This is a genomic window from Williamsia deligens, assembly GCF_024171765.1.
Taxonomy (GTDB): domain Bacteria; phylum Actinomycetota; class Actinomycetes; order Mycobacteriales; family Mycobacteriaceae; genus Williamsia_A; species Williamsia_A deligens.
In genome coordinates this window covers 1,637,125-1,654,864 of record NZ_JAMTCI010000001.1, presented here as the reverse complement: position 1 = coordinate 1,654,864, position 17,740 = coordinate 1,637,125, and the positions used below count along the sequence as shown (strand labels likewise).

At 69.2% G+C, this 17,740-nt stretch carries 18 protein-coding genes; 8 read left to right on the top strand and 10 right to left on the bottom strand.

From position 1 onward, the window contains the following. The first annotated feature begins 240 nt into the window (after positions 1-240). Complete coding sequence (locus LX14_RS08080) at positions 241-1,236, top strand: esterase/lipase family protein (RefSeq protein ID WP_253646711.1); 996 nt, start codon at positions 241-243, stop codon at positions 1,234-1,236. Positions 1,237-1,313: 77 nt separating this feature from the next. Next, positions 1,314-2,858, top strand: a complete 1,545-nt coding sequence (locus LX14_RS08075; RefSeq protein WP_253646710.1) for an HNH endonuclease signature motif containing protein — start codon at positions 1,314-1,316, stop codon at positions 2,856-2,858. 16 nt (positions 2,859-2,874) lie between these two features. Here the strand turns inward: LX14_RS08075 and LX14_RS08070 are convergent, their stop codons facing one another. Genes LX14_RS08070 through LX14_RS08055 form a run of 4 tightly spaced genes read right to left on the bottom strand, consistent with a single transcriptional unit; the run spans position 2,875 to position 6,386 of the window. Next, on the bottom strand, positions 2,875-3,489 hold the full coding sequence (locus tag LX14_RS08070; protein WP_253646709.1) for a response regulator transcription factor: 615 nt from the start codon (positions 3,487-3,489) through the stop codon (positions 2,875-2,877). Further along, positions 3,482-4,618, bottom strand: a complete 1,137-nt coding sequence (locus tag LX14_RS08065) for a sensor histidine kinase (RefSeq protein ID WP_253646708.1) — start codon at positions 4,616-4,618, stop codon at positions 3,482-3,484. Before LX14_RS08065 ends, LX14_RS08070 begins: the two co-directional genes overlap by 8 nt. Before the next feature lie 23 nt (positions 4,619-4,641). Next, positions 4,642-5,448 carry an ABC transporter permease gene (locus tag LX14_RS08060; RefSeq protein ID WP_253646707.1) on the bottom strand — a complete coding sequence of 269 codons (807 nt, stop codon included), beginning with the start codon at positions 5,446-5,448 and terminating at the stop codon, positions 4,642-4,644. Continuing rightward, a complete protein-coding gene (locus LX14_RS08055) occupies positions 5,445-6,386 on the bottom strand; it encodes an ABC transporter ATP-binding protein (protein WP_253646706.1) in 942 nt (313 codons plus the stop codon). The genes LX14_RS08060 and LX14_RS08055 overlap by 4 nt, the downstream gene beginning before the upstream one ends. 237 nt (positions 6,387-6,623) lie before the next feature. Between LX14_RS08055 and LX14_RS08050 the strand changes: the two genes are divergently transcribed. Beyond that, on the top strand, positions 6,624-7,697 hold the full coding sequence (locus LX14_RS08050) for an alpha/beta hydrolase (protein ID WP_253646705.1): 1,074 nt from the start codon (positions 6,624-6,626) through the stop codon (positions 7,695-7,697). An 18-nt stretch (positions 7,698-7,715) separates the two neighbouring features. On the opposite strand, the gene LX14_RS08045 is transcribed toward LX14_RS08050, so the two are convergent. Continuing rightward, on the bottom strand, positions 7,716-8,267 hold the full coding sequence (locus LX14_RS08045; protein ID WP_253646704.1) for a hypothetical protein: 552 nt from the start codon (positions 8,265-8,267) through the stop codon (positions 7,716-7,718). A 171-nt stretch (positions 8,268-8,438) separates the two neighbouring features. On the opposite strand from LX14_RS08045, the gene LX14_RS08040 reads away from it, so the two are divergent. Continuing rightward, positions 8,439-9,632, top strand: a complete 1,194-nt coding sequence (locus LX14_RS08040; RefSeq protein WP_253646703.1) for a sensor histidine kinase — start codon at positions 8,439-8,441, stop codon at positions 9,630-9,632. After that, positions 9,629-10,309, top strand: a complete 681-nt coding sequence (locus LX14_RS08035; RefSeq protein ID WP_253646702.1) for a response regulator transcription factor — start codon at positions 9,629-9,631, stop codon at positions 10,307-10,309. Before LX14_RS08040 ends, LX14_RS08035 begins: the two co-directional genes overlap by 4 nt. Before the next feature lie 39 nt (positions 10,310-10,348). Here the strand turns inward: LX14_RS08035 and LX14_RS08030 are convergent, their stop codons facing one another. Both LX14_RS08030 and LX14_RS08025 read right to left on the bottom strand, forming a co-directional pair. Then, complete coding sequence (locus tag LX14_RS08030) at positions 10,349-11,248, bottom strand: haloalkane dehalogenase (protein ID WP_253646701.1); 900 nt, start codon at positions 11,246-11,248, stop codon at positions 10,349-10,351. Next, positions 11,248-12,129, bottom strand: coding sequence for a LysR family transcriptional regulator (locus tag LX14_RS08025; protein WP_253646700.1), 882 nt, complete (start codon positions 12,127-12,129; stop codon positions 11,248-11,250). The genes LX14_RS08030 and LX14_RS08025 overlap by 1 nt, the downstream gene beginning before the upstream one ends. 82 nt (positions 12,130-12,211) lie before the next feature. On the opposite strand from LX14_RS08025, the gene LX14_RS08020 reads away from it, so the two are divergent. After that, positions 12,212-13,456 (top strand): MFS transporter, encoded by a 1,245-nt coding sequence (locus LX14_RS08020; protein WP_253646699.1) that lies wholly within the window; start codon positions 12,212-12,214, stop codon positions 13,454-13,456. Here LX14_RS08020 and LX14_RS08015 read toward each other — a convergent pair. Further along, the gene (locus LX14_RS08015) at positions 13,433-13,918 is read right to left on the bottom strand and encodes a hypothetical protein (RefSeq protein ID WP_253646698.1); all 486 of its coding nucleotides are present in this window, start codon (positions 13,916-13,918) and stop codon (positions 13,433-13,435) included. The genes LX14_RS08020 and LX14_RS08015 overlap by 24 nt on opposite strands. 181 nt (positions 13,919-14,099) lie before the next feature. Here LX14_RS08015 and LX14_RS08010 point away from each other — a divergent pair, with 181 nt between their 5' ends. After that, a complete protein-coding gene (locus tag LX14_RS08010; RefSeq protein WP_253646697.1) occupies positions 14,100-15,422 on the top strand; it encodes a hypothetical protein in 1,323 nt (440 codons plus the stop codon). On the opposite strand, the gene LX14_RS08005 is transcribed toward LX14_RS08010, so the two are convergent. Both LX14_RS08005 and LX14_RS08000 read right to left on the bottom strand, forming a co-directional pair. Continuing rightward, complete coding sequence (locus tag LX14_RS08005) at positions 15,416-16,306, bottom strand: SDR family oxidoreductase (RefSeq protein ID WP_253646696.1); 891 nt, start codon at positions 16,304-16,306, stop codon at positions 15,416-15,418. The two genes, LX14_RS08010 and LX14_RS08005, sit on opposite strands and share 7 nt — an antisense overlap. Positions 16,307-16,353: 47 nt before the next feature. Then, complete coding sequence (locus LX14_RS08000) at positions 16,354-16,905, bottom strand: TetR/AcrR family transcriptional regulator (protein ID WP_253646695.1); 552 nt, start codon at positions 16,903-16,905, stop codon at positions 16,354-16,356. Between the two features lie 93 nt (positions 16,906-16,998). Between LX14_RS08000 and LX14_RS07995 the strand changes: the two genes are divergently transcribed. Next, a complete protein-coding gene (locus tag LX14_RS07995; RefSeq protein ID WP_253646694.1) occupies positions 16,999-17,739 on the top strand; it encodes an SDR family oxidoreductase in 741 nt (246 codons plus the stop codon). Position 17,740: the final 1 nt, after the last annotated feature.

Sequence of the window (17,740 nt, the reverse complement as noted above, 5' to 3'; positions counted from 1 at the left end):
CATACCGTGCCCTCGCGGGCCACAGCGTCCGATGACCTCGTCCGACGGGGTCACCGTCACCTGGTCATTCGGACCATTTTCTCACGCCGGACGGCTCGGACAGAAATCAACGAAACAAACGTGACCGAGGGTGTCGGCCCGGTCACGGAACCGTTCTGGCGTACATGGTCGAGGATCCCCCACCCGTGGCCCGGACGCGACCCGATCGGACGAGGTCTTTCGATCCGCGAACAGTGGTCAGTGATCCGTCGTAGCGTCGCGGACGAGGCCGTCGACGTCGACGGCCCGACGGACGCGGAGGCTGTCATGGGTCGGTGGGCGCGGGGCATCGTGGTGGTGGCGATCGTGACGATCGCGAGCGGACTCGTGGCAGGCACCGCCGGCGCCCGACCGCTACCGGTCGTCTACTCGCTGGGCGCGGCGACCGCGACCGCCGTGAGGTCGCCGGATTCGCCACCGCCGGGGGCGGACGACTGGTCGTGTCGGCCGTCGACGCGGCACCCGGTGCCCGTCGTGCTCGCGCACGGGACCCTCTTCAACAGGACCATCGACTGGCAGGCGCTCGCGCCACTGCTGAAGAACCAGGGGTATTGCGTCTACGCCCTGAACTACGGGCAGCAGCCGTCGTCGACGTACCTCGGCTTCCCCGGCGCGTCGACGACCGGTGGGACCGGCCCGATCGAGCAGTCAGCGCGACAGCTGGCCGCGTTCGTCGACCGTGTGAAGTCGTCCACGGGTGCCGCGAAGGTCGACATCGTCGGCCATTCGCAGGGCGGCACCATGCCGCGCCACTACCTGAAGTTCCTCGACGGAGCGCGTTCCGTCGATCAGTTGATCGGCCTCTCGCCGTCGAACCACGGCACGACGGTCTTGGGACTGTCGTCGATCCCCGGCGTACCCGAGGCGCTGCGACTCGGCCTCGGCACCGCGATCCGTCAACAGATCGTCGGGTCGGACTTCCTCCGTCGGCTCAACGCGGGTGGCGACATGGTCCCCGGCGTCCGCTACACGGTCATCGAGACCCGCCACGACGAGGTCGTGACCCCGTACACCGCAGCGTTCCTGACCGGCCCGGGGGTCACGAACATCACCCTGCAGGACGGGTGCCCGCAGGACTACACCGACCACCTGGCGATCACCTACGACCGGCTCGCTCTGAGCCATGTCCTCCATGCGCTCGACCCGTCGTATCCGGTTGCGCCGTGCGTCTTCTCGTCGAGCCTGTCGGGGGTCTGACACCCGCGTTCTGCAGTTGTCCACAGACTCGTACATCTGCCTTGTCGGTGTCGGTGGGCGATCGTAGAATCGAACACATGAGCGAGACAACGACCTTCGACACCTCGGGTGTGATGGCGTCGTTGGCTGTCGACTCGGCGCTCCCCGCTCATGAGCTGGTGGAGATCCTGTCGCATTGTCGGGCGATCACCGCTTCGGCCGACTACCGGATGGTGTGCGCCGCGTCGCTCATCCACGACGAACGGTGCGAGGACTATCTGGTGTCGGTCGCCGAACGCGACTCCGGGCAGAAGTTCTCGCTGGATGAGTTGATGGCCGGGCAGATGGATCGCATCGCCGGGATCGATCCCCGAGCCGAATTCGGTCCGGATGGGTTGGAGCGCGCGACCGCTGAGGTCGGGGCCGTACTGAACGTGCCTGCGTCGAAGGCGCGGGAGCTGATAACCGCCGGCGACACCGCTCGGTACCGGTTGGTGTTCACCGCGCAGGCGTTGGCGGTCGGTCGTATCGACCTCGCTGGGTTTCTCCTGATCTGCGGTCGCACGAAACTCGTGATCGACCCCGATCTGATCAAGATCGTCGACACCCACATCGCCCAAACCCTGTTCGAACGGCCACCGCTGTCGCGGGCCCGGCTGGTCGCGTTGATCGACCGGATCGTGGCACTGATCGACCCGGATGCCTTGATCCGACGCCGGGAACGCGTCACCGCCGACCGGGACGTCACGATCCGTCCTGACCGCTTCCAGCCCGGCGCTTCCCGAGTGACCGCCACCCTCCCCGACATCGACGCGACCGCCATCGACGCGCGCCTGTCGGCGATGGCCGACGCCGTTCACACCGGTGATCCGCGAACTCGTGCACAGCGCCGCGCGGATGCGCTGATTGCTCTCGCCGCCGGCGTGGATCACCTCGTGTGCGGTTGCGACACCTGCACGCAGGCAGGCGATGAGACTGACACCGCGCCGACGCAGCCGATCACACCACCCGTCGGGCCCGCGCGGCCGTACCTCCACATCGTCGCGAACCTGTCGACGCTGCTGGGTCTCGACGACGACCCCGGCTACCTGGACGGCCGCGGGATCATCGACGCCGACACCATGCGTCGGCTGTTCGCCGATGCCGAGCGGGAGTTCCTGCGCCGCGACGACCCCGCACAGGCCGCCGCAGCAGCGTCGACCTATGTCCCGTCGAAGAAGCTGGCCGCGCTGATTCGGTGCTCGGAGCTCTGCTGCACCTTCCCGGGTTGCTCAGCACCGGCATGGAACATCGATCTCGACCACACCACCCCGTTCGATCACCGCCACCCCAGCGACGGCGGCCAGACGATCCGGGACAACCTGAAACCACTGTGCCGGTTCCACCACCGCATCAAGACGTTCGATCGCGCGTGGCGCGACTACCAGACACCGCTCAGGGAAGCGTTCTTCGAATCCCCCACCGGGCACATGTTCCTCGGCAACGCCTACACCGCCGTCGACATCTTCCCCGCCCTCGGACCACCCAGGAAACCCGAGAACCACCCTGCGCGAACCACACTCGCGACCCGACGCGACACAGAACGCGCCGCACACCTCCGCGCCATCCAACGCGCCGAGGACGCCGACCCACCGCCCTTCTGACCGGCCCGGACCGGGCCTACAGCCACCCCCGCCGCTCGGCGGTGGCTGCTGCCTCGGCACGGGTGGATGTGCCGGTCTTGCCGATCGCGCTCGACAGGTAGTTCCGGACCGTGCCGGCCGAGAGGTGCACCCTCCCGGCGATCGTCGCCACGGTGGCGCCGTCGAGGGCGGCCCGCAACACATCCCGTTCCCGCGCGGTGAGAGGACTCGTGCCGTCGGTGAGGCTCTCCGTCGCCAGCGTCGGGTCGATCACCCGCAACCCCGAGTGCACACGGCGCACCGCGTCGGCCAACTCAGCCGCCGGCGTGTCCTTGACGATGAAGCCGGATGCGCCCGCGTCGATCGCCCTCCGCAGGTAACCAGGCCGTCCGAACGTCGTCACAATCAGGGATCGGGTGCGCGGCAACGCGTCCCGCACGGCAGCCGCCGTCTCGATGCCGTCGGCCCCGGGCATCTCGATGTCGAGCAGACAGACGTCGACGTCGTTCGCGCGTGCCGCGTCGACGACCTCGTCGCCCCTCCCGACCTGGGCGACGACAGTCATGTCGCGCTCCAGCTCGAGCAGCGCGGCCAGGGCCCCACGCACCAGCGCCTGATCATCGGCGAGGAGCAGTCGGATCGGCTCACCCATCGAACGCGGCTCTCACGACGGTGCCGGCGGCGCTGCCGGTGACGGACAGGTGGGCGCCCGCGGCCTCGACCCGTTCGGTCAGGCCCCGCAGCCCGTTGCCGAACGCGTGCTCGGCGATACCGCGGCCGTCGTCGCAGACACGGATCGACTCCGCATCGACCGACACCACGCACCGCGCCGCACCGCTGTGGCGCACGACGTTCGTCACCGACTCCCGCAGGACCCACGCGAACAACGTCTGCCGTGCAGTCGGTATGGACGGCAGCTGCTCGGGCAGGTCCGCGTCGATCTCCGCCGCCGACAACGCTGTTCGGGCCGAGGCGATCTCCGTGCGGAGTTCCGGGGTCCGCAACGCACCCACCGTCGACCGCACCTCCGCCAGGGCCTGACGCGAGAGGGCGTGCAGTTCGGCGAGTTCGGACTTCGCGCGCTCGGGGTCGATGTCGACCAGACGGCCGGCCAACTCCGTCTTGATCGTCATCACGGTCAGCGAATGGCCGAGGATGTCGTGGACATCGCGGGCGACGCGTTCGCGCTCGGCGACGACCGCGAGCTGCTCGTCGGCGTCCCGCCGCATGGCCTCCGCTTCATCCCGACGCTGCTCGGCGGACCTCGCCGCGATCATCAGCACCATCACGAACGCGACGATGACCAGCGCAAGCACCGTGCCCGAGTCGAGACTCCACCCCGGGATCGACAGTGGCAGAACGAGTCCGACCACCAGGACGACACCGACCAGGACCGGACCGAGCAGGCCACCGAACCCGAACGCGGCGATCCCCATCAGGTACGGCGCGAACGAGACGACCCCGTCACCGAGCACGGGAACCGACGCAGCGGCGAGCCCGAGGAGGATCGCGCCGTAGGTGAGTGCGAGCCGCGGCCGACGACGGCCCTGTCGCCACGACATGATGTGCGTCGCCGCGGTCACGTACGTGGCGGCGAAGACGGCGATCAGCGACAGCCCGTAGACGACGCGGACGACACTGTCGCCCGAGCGGAGGAGTGAGACGACCGGATAGGCGAGGAAGACCAGCCACACGGCCGTGAACACCCAGGACCGATCCGGCGTCTCGCGCGACAACGGCCACCACCGGACGCGGGGTCCGGTGGTGGTCGAGTCGCTCATGGGAGGGACTGTAGGAGACGTGGTCACAGTCGCTCGGTGCTCCGGCGGAAGAAGTAGGTGGCCGCGGCCGCCATGATCACTCCCCACACGACGACGTTGGCCACCGCGACCCAGAGTGAGATGTGGTCGCCGTACGGCGTCACGCCGTCGGTGATCGGGTGGTTCGCGAGAGCGTTCACCCCGAACATCGGCGTGAACTGCGAGAACGTCAGCATCGCTCCCTTCAGCGGCACGAACACGTTGCCCGCGAACGCCAGGATGGTGAGCACGCCGCCCGACGCCTGCATCGCCGCCTCCGACCGCAGGCCGCTGCCCATGGCCAGGCCGAACGCCGCGAAGACCGCGGACCCCAGCCAGCCGAGGATCACCGACCCGATCCACACGGGCACGGGTGCGCTCGCCCCGGTGGCCACGCCGACGACGCTCAACAGGATCAACGGGAGCGCGGCCACCGTCATGGCGACGGCCGCTTTGGACACGACGTACGCCGCAGGCGACAACCGCGTGAGCCGCAGCGTCCGCGTCCACCCGGCCTGCTGCTCCAACGCCACCGACGCGGCGTTGGTGGTGGTCGCGAGGATCGCGCCGTAGACGGCCATGTGGACCATGACGTAGGCCTGGGTGTTGGCGTGTCCGATCCTCCCGCCGCCGAAGTCCTGCGCCGCACCGAAGACGAGGTAGAGGACCGTCGGCATGACGAGGGTGAAGATCATGGCGCGACGGTTGCGCAGGACGCGGCGGAGGTCGTACCGGACGTAGGTGCCGGAGAAGCCGCGGAGCAGATTCCCCGCGGACGACGTCCGGGGTGCGGTGGTGGACACAGTGGTCATCGTGCGTTCTCCTCGGCTGCGGTGGTCGTCGTGGAGGCTGTCGAGGTGAGCGCGACGAAGGCGTCCTCGAGGTCGTGGGCGACGATCTCCACGTCGCGGGCGTCGCTGTGCGCGAACAGAAATCGCGCGGTCGCATCGGAGTCGTCGGTGGCGAGCTCGACGCGTCCCCCGCGCACCGTCACCGCGGTGACACCGGGTGCGTTCTGTCGGATCCAGTCGACGGACGCCGGGTCGACGACCGCGGACACGGTCCGCCCGGACGCCTGCGCCCGGATCTGCGCGGTGGTGCCGTCGGCCACGACGCGTCCGCCCGCGATCATCACGATGCGGTCGGCGAAGGCGTCGGCCTCCTCGAGGTAGTGCGTGGCGAAGAGCACGGTCCGTCCGGCGCCGGCGTCGTCACGCATCGCCGCCCAGAACGCCCGGCGCGACTCGACGTCCATCCCGGCGGTCGGCTCGTCGAGCACGATGAGGTCGGGGTCCGGCAGGAGCGCCAGCGCGAACTTCAGGCGCTGCTGTTCACCCCCGGAACACTTCGACACCTTCCGACCGGCGATCTCGGTGATGCCGGCACGGGCCATCACCTCGTCGACGGACGTCGATCCGCGATGCGTCGCGGCGATGATCGCGACGGTCTCGCCGACCGTGAAGTCCGGCAGCAGACCGCCGCTCTGCAGCACGGCCGAGATCCGGCCGGCCGCGACAGCCTCGTCCGGGGACATCCCGAACAGGCGCACCGAGCCGGAGTCCGGCCTGGTCAGGCCGAGGGCCATGTCGAGCGTGGTCGTCTTGCCGGCCCCGTTGGGACCGAGGAACGCGACGACCTCGCCCTGCCGGATGGCGAGGTCGACGCCGTCGACGGCCCGGACGCTGCCGGACCCGCGGGTGCTGAACGATCTGGTGAGCGCCCGGGCCTCGAGCGCGAAGGGGATGGTCATACCGATGAGACTCGCGGGTCGTGGACCTGCACACCCCCGCCGGATGTCACGGGTTCGTTGTGACAGATGTCAGTACCGCACGGATGCTCCTGTCGGATCGTTACCGGATCACAGATCGTCATCGATCCGCGTCGACATGGCGTCGCAGGTGTGTGACCGTGGTTACGTCGAGGTACGGACGCACCACGTCCACAGTTCGACCGCAAGCTGGTCGACGCGCCGGGAGGTCGCGAACGTATGAGTCTCACCATCGATCCGGAAGACACATCGGCCACGGTCGTCGCTGCCGAGACCATCGACATGCCCTGGCATCCCACCCGCGGGTCGCGACGATCGCGCACCGTCAACGGGTCGATCGGCCGGGCTCTGCCCGTCATGTCCTCGGGTTTCGGGCTCCGCGCGCTGGGTCTGAGCACCGACGGTCTGGCTCTGACCCCCTCGCCCGCGATGATCCGCCGGGCCCGCCCTCTCGTGAACCAGGCGATCTGTCGCCTGAGCCCTGTCCCCCGGGGCACACGGGTCACCCCCGTCCACCACAAGCGCGGGCTGCGTGGAGAGTGGGTCAGCGGTCGGGACGTCGGCCCCAGCGGCACCGTCATCTACTACCTGCACGGCAGCGGCTACGCGGTGTGTTCGCCGCGCACCCATCGCGGGTTCGTCTCTCGTCTGTCGACGTTGACCGGCCTGCCCGCGTTCTCCCTCGACTACCGCCTCGGCCCGGAGTACACCTTCCCCACCGCAGGGGACGACGCCATCGCCGGCTATCAGTGGCTGTTGGACCGCGGGTACTCCGCGAACCAGATCATCGTCGCGGGCGACTCGGCGGGCGGACACCTCGCGATCGACCTGATCGCCCACAACCACCGCACCGGCACACCGCAGCCGCGAGCCATGACGCTGTTCTCGCCGCTGTCGGACCCGACGTTCTCGCTCGCCCTGGCCCGTCAGCGTGGCGGCCATCGGGATCCGCTCATCGACGCCCGCCTCGGCGCGCACGTCCTCGGGCTCTACCTCGGTGACGTCGAACGCAACGACCCCCGGCTGATCCCCGAGCTCACCGCGGACATGGAGCTGCCCCCGACCCTGATCCAGGCCGGCAGCCTGGAGGTGATGGCCGACGACGCCCGGGACATCCACTCCCGTCTGAGCGCCGCCGGCGGTCGCAGCGATCTGCAGATCTGGCCCGATCAGACCCACGTCTTCCAGCTGTTCCCCATGCTCGCCCCGGAGGCCGGGCGTGCGACGCGCGCCGCGGCGGGCTTCATCACCGATCAGCTCGATGCGGCCCGCCGCGTCACAGGGTCGCACTGACCCCTCGCTCACAGTCGATCAGCGGGCGAGCGCGAGCTCGTGCGTGGCGGACTCGGCGCGGAACTCGGTGCGCAGCCGGGCGGCACGGGCGGACAGGGCGACGACCCGGCCGACGACCATCACCAGGGCCCAGATGACGAAGAACGGTGCGATGGCGTCGGCGGAGAGATGCAGCGACATCATGTGCTCACCGACCCAGGTACGGAACGAGGCGACGTCGGAGACGGCCCACACGAATCCGATGCGTGCGACCATCGCGACGAGCCACACCCCGAGGAAGGCGATCCCGCAGCGGGTCATGACCTTTCCGGTCGCACGGTCGGCCCACATCGCGGTCGAGGCGTGGGCCACGAGGGCGAACACCGCGCCGATCGCCGCCGCCACGAGGTACAGGACGATCGAGTTGTGGTCGGTCGGTGCGTCCTTGAGATAGGCGTAGCCGAAGCCGGCCACCGCGAGCACGGGCATGGCGATCTTGTGCAGGCCGAAATGCCTGGTGCCGTACTGGGTCGCCATCATCATGGTGAAGATGCCGCCGCTGATCTCGACTGCCTGGCTGAGGTCCGACATGGTGTTCTCCTGGGGTTCTCGAGGTGTCCGACGCGACCGGTGTCGCTCGAGATCAACTCTGCTGCGGCGATCGCGACGGCGGATCGACCCGCGAGTCGAGTGACGGGTGGACAAATGTCTCCACCCGCGGGTGGACGCGCAGCTTCGACGACGGTGGCATCGTGATCACCCATGCGCGTCCCGAAGCTCTCGCACCTGTCGCCGCCGGTGCCGTCGGCCGGGTTCGTCGGGACCGAGGGCTACGTCGGGTCGGGCCTGGCGGACACGACGATGATCCGGCTGATGCCGCTGATCAATCTGGCCGTCGTGGTGTGGGCGTGGTTCACGGTCACACCGCTCGGGTTCTCCGGCACCGGGCTCTACGGGTTGATCCTGATGGTCCTCGGCACGTGCGGGATGTCGTTGCGACTCCTCGATCCTGCGACCTTGGCTGTGCGGACTCGCTTCGTCGCCACGCTGGCCGCCGGAACCGTCGCCGGCCTGCTCTTCGGGTTCGACCCGACCAGCGCGGCCACCGCCTTCGCGCCCATCATCGCCGGCACCGCCGGATTCCGGTTCTCCACCGTGCCCGCGATCATGATCGCCACCGTCACCTCGGGCACGGCATTCGTCGCCACGGCCATCAGGTTCGACGGCACCTCGTACTACCCGTTGCTGGTCGGCCTCGCCGTGCTGATCGGGATGACGCGACGCGACCGCAGTGAGGCGATGCGCCTGGCCCGCGAGAAGGTCGAGCAGACGGATCGTGCCGTCGCATCGGAGAGTCGCGCACAGGTCCTCGCCGAACGCGCACGGGTCGCCCGCGAGATCCACGACGTCCTCGCCCACTCCCTGTCCGGGGTGAACATGCAACTGAACCTCGCCGATGCTCTCCTCGAGGACGGACGGGCCGACGATGGACGCCAAGCCGTGAAGACGGCGCAGGGCATGGTCGCCGACGGCCTCGTGGAGGCTCGCCGCGCGGTGTACGCGCTGCGCGAGGAATCGCGCGGCCTCGTCGCCTCGATCGGCGCCTTGGTCACCGGCCCCGACGAGACACTGTCGACGCGCGGTGACCAGTGGGAACCCGCACCCGAGGCCACCGCGCACCTCGTTCGCATCGTCGGCGAGGCGATCACGAATGCACGCCGTCACGCAGCGGGGGCGCCGATCACCGTCGATCTGCAGTTCACGTCGGACAGACTGCGCGTGAGCGTGGTCAACGGTCGGGCTATGCGCACGGAGCACTTCACCGGAGGGTCGGGAATGGGATTGATCGGAATGCGGGAGCGCGCCGCGGAGATAGGCGGCGAGCTGTCCGTCGGGCCGGGACACGACGGCGATCCGGACACGGGGTGGACCATGACGATCGAGGTGCCCCGATGAGCGACGGTGTTGTGCCGCAGCCGATCCGGGTCGTCGTCGCCGACGACCAGGCCACCATCCGCGATGCCCTCGCCGCCATGCTCGACCTCGTCGCCGACCTGTCGGTCGTGGGGACGGCCGCCGACGGTGCCGCACTGGTCGACCTCGTCGCCGAGCATCGACCCGATGTCGTGCTGACCGACCTGCGCATGCCCGGGATGGACGGCGCCGAGGCCACCAGGATCCTGCTGGAGGCCTCGCCCGATCTCCCCGTCGTCGTGCTGACGACCTTCGACGACGACGAGTCGATCTTCCGCGCACTCGACGCCGGCGCCCGCGGTTACCTCACCAAGGACGCGAACCGCCACGAGATCGCCGCCGCCATCCGCGCTGCCGCCGCAGGACAGGCCGTCCTCGATCGCACCGTGCAACAACGACTCCTGGCCGGTGCGGCACGTTCGGCCGCGTCGTCACCCACTCCCGCATCGAGTCCCGAGCTCGACGCCCTCACCGTGCGCGAACGAGAAGTGCTGTTGCACATGGCTGACGGCTCCAGCAACCGCGAGATCGCCAAAGCGCTCTACGTCAGCGAGTCCACGGTCAAGACCCACATCAACAATGTCTTCGCCAAGCTCTCCCTCCGCGACCGCGGTCAGGCCATCGCGTTCGCGCACCGCCACGGGTTGGTGTCCGACTGAGCCCACTCATCGCCGCAGCCGACTCAGGACCGTGGTGCGTCAATGCGCGGCGCTGCGTAGGAACTCGACGATGTGCGCCGCGATCTCCTCACCCTTGTCCTCTTGCAGGAAGTGGGCCGCGCCGGCGATGGTGACCTGTTCTCCCGCCGTCGGGATGAGGTCGGTGAACACCTGGCCGGACTTCGGGTGCGGGAAGACGGGATCGCTGTCGGAGAAGGCGATCAACACCGGCTTGTCCCATCGGGACAGCGCCTCTCCGACCGTGCGCAGCACGTCCGCACCGGGATCCGCGGCGTCGACGGGGACGAGCAACGGGAACTGGGCCGCACCTGCTTTCGACTCGACGGTCGGGAACGGGGCGTCGTAGGCCGCGACCACCTCGGCGGGCACGTCGGTCACGGTGGCGCCCTGGATGATCTGCCCGACGGGCAGGTCGGGGTTCTTCGTCGCGAAGTCGCGCCAGGCCAGGAACCCCCGGCTGACGCGACCACTGAACAGGCCGGTGTTCATGATCACGAGGTTCGCGACGCGATCGGGATGTTCGGTGGCCCATCGCAAGCCGATCGGTCCGCCCAAGTCCTGGACCACAACGGTGGCGTCGTCGACGTCGAGGCGATCGAGCACCGCGTCGGCGATCGCGGAGTGACGGTCGAAGGTGTACCAGTCCCGGTCGGTCGGCTTGTCCGATCGCCCGAACCCTGCGTGGTCGTAGGCGATCACGCGCCGCCCGGCCGCGGCGAGCGGCCGGATCATCCTGCGGTACAGGTACGACCATGTCGGTTCGCCGTGGAACAGGACGATCGGTCCGCCCGTCTCCGGCCCGTCCGCGGGGACGTCGATGTGGTGGATGCGCAGTCCGTCGACCTCCAGGTACTGCGGCGGGAAGTCCCATCCGGGGAGATCGGCGAAGCGATCGTCGGGTGTGCGATAAACGTCCATCAGGTCGATGTTCCTCCCCGCTGCACCACGAAGTCGCGGAACCGCGACGCGGCACCCACGAGTGGGCGGTCGCGTCGCCACACCAGCACGATCTCCCGGGTGGTCTGCGCGCCGGCCAACGGGATCAGCGCCACCTCGGGTGCGAGCGGTCCGTACTCCTCGATCGGCATCACCGACACCCCGAGCCCGGCCCCGACAAGCCCGGCGATGGTGCCCAGTTCGGTCGTCTCGAAGGTGATGTCGGGGCGGACGTCCTCCGCGGCGCAGAGATCGTCGAGGATGCGCCGCATCCCGAACCCGGCGCTCATCGCCACGAACGGCTCCGACGCCACCTCCGCCAGGGCGATCTCGGCCCGGTCGGCGAGGTGGTGGTCGGTCGGCACCGCCAGCCCGAGCCGCTGCGTCATGAGCGGCGCCCACACCAGATCGGTCCCAGTGGGACGGGGCGAGACGATGGCGAGGTCGGCGTCGTCGGAGCGGACCCTGTCGGCCACCACCTCCGCGGCGTCCTGGAACAGCGTGAACGAGACGCGCGCTTCGTGACGGAACCCGACGATCAGTTCCGGGACGAGCCGCACGCCGAACGAGTGGAGGAACGCCAGCCGGACGGTGCCCTCCACCGGGTCGACGAGGTCGCGGATCGCGGCTCGCGCGGCGTCCATCTCGGCGCGCGCCCGGCGGCAGTGATGGAGGTAGACCCGCCCGCGGTCGTTCAGCGACAGTCGACGACCGGTGCGGTCGAACAGTGTGGTGTCCAGGTCGCGTTCGAGCCGCCCCAGCATGCGCGACAGCGTCGGCTGCGACAGGTGCAGCTCGTCGGCCGCGGCCGACACGTTCTCCATCTCCGCGAGTTCGACGAACCAGTCCATCTCCGATCGCATGCTGCGATTATGCGCTGAGAGCATCAGCGGTGCGCCAAAGATTCATTTCTGTCAGGAACGGATCGAGGCCATCGTTGTTGTCATGACGATGACCACCGCGAGCACCGCAGCTGCACCCGCCGCCACCGGTCATGTCGCCGGGTCTCGCCAGTTCCGTAACGCGACCGTCGCGATGTTCGCGGCGGGGATGGCCGCGTTCATGGCGATGTACCACGTGCAGGCCATGCTGCCCGTGTTCTCGGAGCACTTCGGGGTCTCGCCGACCACCTCGGCCCTCACCGTCTCGCTGACGACCGGCTTCCTGGCCCTCGCGATCATCCCGGTGAGCGTCCTGTCGGAGCGTTTCGGCCGGATCAAGGTCATGGTCGTCTCCGCGGTGGCGGCGTCGATGCTGGGTCTGCTGCTCCCGTGGGCGCCCAGCATCGAGACGTTGCTCATCGGCCGCGCGGTCGTCGGGATCCTCTGCGCCGGCGTTCCAGCCGTCGCGATGGCGTACCTCGCCGAGGAGATCGACGGCGCATCGCTCGGCAAGGCGATGGGCTACTACGTCTCCGGCACCACCATCGGCGGCCTCACCGGACGCCTCGTGCCGGGGCTGGCCGCGGACGTCGTCAGCTGGCAGTGGGCGCTCGAGATCGCCTGCCTGGTCTCGCTGGCGTTCGCGGTCGTGTTCATCCGGCTGGTGCCTGCCTCGCAGAACTTCGAGCCGCAGCCCATCGCGGTGCGGGCGGTGCTCGGCAACCTCGCCGGTCACCTGCGCGATGTGCCGCTGCTGGCCTTGTTCGGACTCGCGTTCCTGCTCATGGGTGGGTTCGTCACCGTCTACAACTACCTGTCGTTCCGATTGCTCGACGCGCCGTTCTCGTTGCCGCAGAGCCTCGTCGGCGTCGTGTTCCTGATGTATCTCGCCGGGACGTTCTCGTCGACGTGGGCGGGCCGCATGTCCGACCGCGTCGGCCGCGGCGTCGTGCTCGCCGTGTCCATCGCCGTGATGGCGGTGGGGCTCGTCGTCACGATCCCGGACTGGCTCCCGTCGACCCTGCTGGGCATCCTGCTGTTCACCGGCGGGTTCTTCGGCGCGCATTCGACGGCGAGCGGGTGGGTCGGTGTCCGGGCTCAGGGGCACCGCGCCGAGGCGTCCTCGCTGTACCTCTTCGGGTACTACCTGGGCAGCTCGGTGGTCGGCGCCCTGGGCGGTATCGCGTTCAGCGCGCTGGGGTGGGTCGGCGTCGTCGGTTACGTCGGCGTGCTGATGGTGGTGGCCGTCGCGCTCGCCACCACCATCATCCTGCGGATTCGCACCTCACCCGTGGAGAGCGTTCGGTGACAGGCGCTCCTTCGTCATCGACGTGGTGAGCGCCCCGGCGCGCCACTGCACAACCAGCAACTGCGCGAGGAGCATCGTCCCGATGTAGAGGACGATCGTCGCCGACCCTGCACCGTGGCCGGCGAGCAGGTCCAGCCCGACGTGCGCGGCGAGGCTCGCGATCCAGAGGACCAGCGTCGCACCGGTTCCCCGTGACATCAGCACACCCTGCTCGTCTCGCCAGACCCGAACCGTGAACCCCCGTGCGACGGCGAACACGACGCCGACGACTGCAGAGGCGACCATCGTCGCGACCGCGACGGCCGACAGGTGGTGCTGATCGACGAACTGTGCGGCGGTCACCAGCCCGATCACGGTGATGATCACCGCCCCCTTCGGCGAGGACTTCACGGCGCGCGGCGTCATCTGACGACTCAGGATCCACCCCACGACCAGCATTCCCACGACGATGTTCACGAGCATTGGACGACCTCCCGTTGTTCCGTCCCCGCCTCTCGGGGCACGCATCTCAGACTCGTCGCCGGCGCGCGTCCTGGGATCGGCCCGTGGGTGGAGGTCGGGTGGAGATGCGGCGTGGTCCATTTCGTCTGGATCGTCCGTACGGATCGGATAAGTTGCTCTCGGTAACGATCAAGGGGGTGCAGTGCAGACGACACGGTGGACCGTCCTCGGGGTCGCGATCGCCGCCGTGCCCGCCGGACTGTTCCTCACGGCGCCGTCACGCGGCAGCCAGATCGTCGGGCTCACCGCGGAACCTCCTGGGTTCCCCTGGGGATCGTCGACCACCGCATCCGCCTGGGGACTGCTCGCAGCACTCGCGGTGTGCGTCGGTGCTCGACGGGTCGCCGACGCGCTCTTCGTGGGGGCCGTCGCCGCGATCACGCTGCTGGTGATCACCATCGGCTCGGCCCCGCCGGCACTCCTCATCGCCGTCGCCGCCGGTGCACTCCTGGGTGCGGTGCTCCAGCTGAGCCAAGCGCACCCCGGGCGCGGCACGGTCGTCGTGGCCGTCATCGGGGCCACCATCGGGATCGTCGTCGCGCCACAGCTCGCGCGGTTCCGCGCCGGCGAGTCGGGCGGCAACCGTCCTTACGCCGACTACATCCCCAGCTCCGGGATCATGGCGGACACGACCGTCGTCGACCTCGGCGCCGGGGTCCTCGCCGTCCTGGCGATGATCCTCCTGACGATTGGGTGTGCCCCGGCCTGGCGTCAGCAGATCGAGGGTGCCCCTCGGACAGCCGTCGTCACGACCTCGGTGATCGTCGTCGGCTGCGCCCTGACCCACTGGTGGTTGCTTCGCTACATCTCGGAATCGTTGCGAGACACCGAGACCAGTGGCCTGCACACGTTCTACGGCGGTTATGTCGTCGTCGGACTGGCGCTGGTCGCGGCGATCGTCCATCCGGGTGCGGCGCGTCTGCTGTGGGTCGCCGCGGCAGCAGGGAGCGTCGCGCTCGCCACCGACGGCAGCACGGGTTCCGGGACCGACCTGGCCGCAGTGACCGCCGCGCTCGTCGTGGTGGCTGCGGTGGTCACCGCGATCGTTCTCCGTCGGTCGCCCGCCGACGAGCGGACGCGGGGGGTCCCGATCGCGGTCGCAGTGCTCACCGCCTTCGCCGCCACACAGTTCATCACCGACGAGCTGTGGTCTGTCATCCCGATCCTGGTGGGACCGTTCGGCGTCCCCGTCGTACTCGCGATGGCGATCACGGCTGCGACGGTCTCGATCGACGTCGATCAGGCCACGGTGGTCGGTGGCGTCGCCCTGCTCGCCCTGCTGCGACCGTCCACCGGCACCGACTTCGGTTGGACCGCGTACACCCCGCTCTCCGACGGGATCGGATTCGACGGGATCAGCAGCTCGCCCGAGTCACCAGCGCAGACCGCCGTGGCCCTCGTCGCCCTGGTCGCGTGCTTCGCCGCGGCGGTCTCGCTGTCGCGGCGGGCGAATCCGGGTCAGTGATCGGACTCGACGACCGCGCCGGAGTCGATGTTGCGGGCGCTGGTGGACCGGCCGAGCGCGGCGACCTCGGCGTCCATCTTGGGGATGATGTGCGGGGCCTGCTGCAGCGACGACTGCTCACCGACCTTGGACGTGATCACCGAGCGCAGGGTCCCGATCGCGCCGACCCAGCCGGGGACGTAGACGCGGCGCTTGCGCTTCTCGAGGCCCGCGACGAACGCGTCCACGCACTTGTCGACGGTGGTGGTCTGGCTGAGCGGCCCGGGCAGGTTCGACAGCATCTCCGCGAACGCCGAGAGGTCCTTCTTGGCGTCCTGCACCAGAGGCGTGTCGATCCAGGACATGTGCGCGGAACCCACGTCGACCCCGAGGTGCTTGACCTCGAGACGCAGTGCGCTGGCGAACATCTCGGCGCCTGCCTTGCTGGCGTTGTACGCGGCGAGACCGGGGGCCGGTGTGAACGCGGCCAGCGACGACACGACGAGCACGTACCCCTTGCGCTCGATGATCGAGGGCAGCGCGGCGCGCACGGTGTGGAAGACGCCGGTCACGTTGATGTCGACGACGCGCCGGAACGCGATCGGGTCGACGTTGAGCACCGAGCCGTAGGACGCGATGCCCGCGTTCGCGAGGACCATGTCGATACCGCCGAACTTCGCGATGCCCGCGTCGACGGCGGCCTGCATGCTCGCGAGGTCGGTCACGTCCGCGACAGCGCTGACGGCGGAGTCGCCGAGCTCGTCGGCCACGAGGGCCAGGGTGCTCTCCTCGATGTCGACGATGACGACCTTGCCGCCGCGCTTGACGACGGCGCGGGCCGTCTCGCACCCGATACCCCGTGCCGCCCCCGTGATGAGAACGACCTTGCCGCGTAGCGATGCCATGCACGAACCTTCCTCGACGATGAGCCCGATGTCAGCCCGGTCACACCCTAGAGCGTGGTCGCGGCGGGACCGACCCGCAGCCCGTCGACGATCACGTCGATGATCCGGGGGACGCGACTGTCGCGTTCATCCGGCGTCACCTGGGTCAGGAACCACGTCAGGAGGATGACGTCGCGGGCGTCGACGTCGTCACGGACGACCCCCACGGCTCGGCCCGCGCCCAGCAGCGCCGAGACCGCCTCACCCAACACACCGTGGGTCTCGGAGGAGACCTCCGTCCACGTCGAGGAGGACACCGCCGTCATCACCCCACGCTTGACCACCGCGTAATCGGCGAGTCGCGACAGCCAGGTGCGGAGTCCCGCGACCGGATCGCCCCCGGCCGCCGACCGGAGGGCCAGACGTGCGAGGTCGTCGATCTCCGCTGCGTAGACGGCCCTGATGAGCGCGTCACGATCGGCGAAGTGGCGGTAGAGAGTCCCCTGTCCGACACCGGCCTGTCGTGCGACGCGGCTCAGGGTGACGTCGCCGTCCTCCACGAGCATCCGGCGGGCGGCGTCGACGATCTCGGTCCGATTGCGTTCGGCGTCGCTGCGCACGGGGCGCCCCTTTTCTTGCAAGCGGACAGACTGTCCGCTTATGCTTGCGTCGATACGGACACTCTGTCCGCTTGTCGACAGAAGGGCAACACCATGTCTCCACTGGCAGACCACGTCGTCGCCATCACGGGCGCGGGGAGCGGCATCGGTGAGGCCACGGCCCGCCGTCTGGCGCGGGCCGGCGCGGCCGTCGTGCTCGGGGGTCGCAGGACCGATCGTCTGGACGACGTGGCCACCGACATCCGCGCCGACAGCGGTCGAGCGGTCGTCGCATCCGTGGACGTCACGTCCCGCAGCGAGATGCACGACTTCGTGGCGACGGCGGTGGCGCAGTTCGGTCGACTGGACGTCCTCGTGGCGAACGCAGGTGTCGGACCGATCTCGCGGATCGACGCCCGACAGGTCGACGACTGGGACGCGATGATCGACATCAACCTGCGCGGCGTGCTCCACGGCATCGACGCCGCACTGCCCGTCTTCACCGAGCAGGGCCGCGGTCACCTGGTGACCATCGTGTCGACGGCGGGTATCAAGATCACGCCCACGATGGGTGTCTACGCGGGCACGAAGAACGCGGTACGCACGATCCTGGAGGCGTTCCGTCAGGAGTCCACCGACGGCGTCATGAAGACGACGGCGATCTCGCCCGGTTTCGTCCGCACCGAGTTCGCGTCGTCGATCAGCGACGACGCGATGCGCGACGAGATCACCCGCGGGATGGCCACTCTCGGCCTGGATCCCGATGCGGTCGCCCGCGCGGTGGAGTTCGCCGTCGATCAGCCCTGGGACGTCGAGATCGGTGATCTCACGATCCGTCCCGTCACCCAGGGCTGAT

Coding starts and splice junctions, on each gene's coding strand:
- LX14_RS08075 (WP_253646710.1), top strand. CDS start 1,314: ATGAGCGAGACAACGACCTTCGACACCTCGGGTGTGATGGCGTCGTTG.
- LX14_RS08070 (WP_253646709.1), bottom strand. CDS start 3,489: ATGGGTGAGCCGATCCGACTGCTCCTCGCCGATGATCAGGCGCTGGTG.
- LX14_RS08065 (WP_253646708.1), bottom strand. CDS start 4,618: ATGAGCGACTCGACCACCACCGGACCCCGCGTCCGGTGGTGGCCGTTG.
- LX14_RS08060 (WP_253646707.1), bottom strand. CDS start 5,448: ATGACCACTGTGTCCACCACCGCACCCCGGACGTCGTCCGCGGGGAAT.
- LX14_RS08055 (WP_253646706.1), bottom strand. CDS start 6,386: ATGACCATCCCCTTCGCGCTCGAGGCCCGGGCGCTCACCAGATCGTTC.
- LX14_RS08050 (WP_253646705.1), top strand. CDS start 6,624: ATGAGTCTCACCATCGATCCGGAAGACACATCGGCCACGGTCGTCGCT.
- LX14_RS08045 (WP_253646704.1), bottom strand. CDS start 8,267: ATGTCGGACCTCAGCCAGGCAGTCGAGATCAGCGGCGGCATCTTCACC.
- LX14_RS08040 (WP_253646703.1), top strand. CDS start 8,439: ATGCGCGTCCCGAAGCTCTCGCACCTGTCGCCGCCGGTGCCGTCGGCC.
- LX14_RS08035 (WP_253646702.1), top strand. CDS start 9,629: ATGAGCGACGGTGTTGTGCCGCAGCCGATCCGGGTCGTCGTCGCCGAC.
- LX14_RS08030 (WP_253646701.1), bottom strand. CDS start 11,248: ATGGACGTTTATCGCACACCCGACGATCGCTTCGCCGATCTCCCCGGA.
- LX14_RS08025 (WP_253646700.1), bottom strand. CDS start 12,129: ATGCGATCGGAGATGGACTGGTTCGTCGAACTCGCGGAGATGGAGAAC.
- LX14_RS08020 (WP_253646699.1), top strand. CDS start 12,212: ATGACGATGACCACCGCGAGCACCGCAGCTGCACCCGCCGCCACCGGT.
- LX14_RS08015 (WP_253646698.1), bottom strand. CDS start 13,918: ATGCTCGTGAACATCGTCGTGGGAATGCTGGTCGTGGGGTGGATCCTG.
- LX14_RS08005 (WP_253646696.1), bottom strand. CDS start 16,306: ATGGCATCGCTACGCGGCAAGGTCGTTCTCATCACGGGGGCGGCACGG.
- LX14_RS07995 (WP_253646694.1), top strand. CDS start 16,999: ATGTCTCCACTGGCAGACCACGTCGTCGCCATCACGGGCGCGGGGAGC.